This window comes from Mesorhizobium sp. M5C.F.Ca.IN.020.29.1.1 (assembly GCF_003997375.1).
GTDB classification, from domain to species: domain Bacteria; phylum Pseudomonadota; class Alphaproteobacteria; order Rhizobiales; family Rhizobiaceae; genus Mesorhizobium; species Mesorhizobium wenxiniae.
The window spans coordinates 1-1,620 of sequence record NZ_RZSW01000903.1; the positions used below are offsets into that span (position 1 = coordinate 1).

At 59.4% G+C, this 1,620-nt stretch carries 1 protein-coding gene; it reads left to right on the forward strand.

The features are described 5' to 3' along the window. Nucleotides 1–237 precede the first annotated feature (237 nt). Nucleotides 238–1,620, forward strand: a 1,383-nt coding sequence (locus tag EOA85_RS34820; protein WP_164760113.1) for an SNF2-related protein, incomplete at its 3' end; no start/stop codon positions are given.

Below are 1,620 nucleotides of genomic sequence, written 5' to 3' on the forward strand. Positions count from 1 at the left end.
CCGCAGGGCACTGCTGGAGCAGGTCGACGAAATCCAGAATGCCAACGGCTGGTACAGATGGGATACGACTAGGCGCGGCAGATTCTATTGCCTATCGCTGCTGTTGTAGTTGCTTTTTCAAATAATCGTCGCGAGACTGTCGGCTTTTCAGGGCGAGGGGTCCCGCTCTTGGGGGGTGGTAATCTGTTCAGAGGGATGCTTGTTGGCTTGCCTAGTCGAAAAGGAATAGGAAAGCTTGTGGCAGCGGCCGACGGGCGGTGCAAGATCTCGATTTTCTATTCCATTCAACGCACAGAGGAAGTCGAATATGATGTCGGCCAAGTCGAACGGGCTTTCCTCAGTCCGCAGACCCGTGCCTATGTTTTTAGTGAAGATCGGATGCGCGTCGGCCGTGTCACCGACTTTCTTCACAATGAGAACGGACTCATCACCTATGAAGTGAGCTTTCCGAATGGGAAACGCCAGGACTTCAGCGAAATAGATCTTTTCGTGCGGCCGTGGAACGCGCCGGAGGATCCCGCAGAAATCTTAGCCGCAGGCGGAGCCGAAAGTCAGTTTCTACATGATAGGCGTCAGTCTGCGATCGGCCCGCTTCGTGCCCTCACCAGCGCGTCGCAGGGTCTGACATCTCTTTTGTCCGCCGGAATTGACTTCGTGCCACATCAGGTGGCGGCCGTGCGACGCGTGCTGAGTGATCCTATCCAGCGCTATTTGCTCGCCGATGAGGTTGGCCTCGGCAAGACGATCGAGGCGGGCCTCATCATCCGTCAGCACCTCATTGATAACGCCGAAACTAGAGTTCTAATCGCGGCGCCGGCGAAGCTGTGCGAGCAATGGCGCCGTGAGTTGAGCAAAAAGCTTCGCCTGGATCAGTTCGGTGCACCCTTTGAATGCTGCTCGCATGAAGATCTTGCGCGCGTCAGCCGGACACCAGACGTCTTGGTGGTCGATGAAGCCCACCATCTGGTCGGGTTTGAAGACGGCCCAATGGCCCAATCGGCCGCGCGCCTTCGTGAGCTCGCCCAGGATGCGCCGGTGCTGTTGCTGCTGTCGGCAACGCCGCCACTTGGCGATGAAGCAAAGTTCCTCGCGCTGCTCAATCTGCTCGATCCACTGACCCATCCCTTGGAGGACCTGGCCGGCTTTCGCATCAAGCTGGAACAGCGCCGTTCGATCGGGCGTGTCCTCCTAAGTCTCAATCATGACGCCCCCGGGCTTGTCCTTCGCCAGCGGGGCGCCGAACTTGTGAGATCCTTCCCGGACGATCCGATCATCCAAGTTCTTGCGCCGCAAATGATAGCCGCCACCCGCGACGCGCCGGGTGACCTGGCCGGGCTGTGTGGCGCGCTCAAGGAGCATATTGCTGACAGCTACCGCATTCATCAGCGGTTGATCCGGTCGCGGCGCGCCGATGCGCAGGGCTGGGAATTCAGGCCGCGCGGACCTGAGGTAGGGGACGAAACGAATCTGAGCCACGTTCGGACCGAGAGCGATCCCGCGGATCAAATGGAGACGCTGCTCGCGACATTGGAGGATTGGCGCTTCGCAGCTGTCGAGTCTCTTGCCGGCGACGATGGCGCACGCACGCGCCTTTCTGAGCGCTACCGTGCGCTCCTGAGC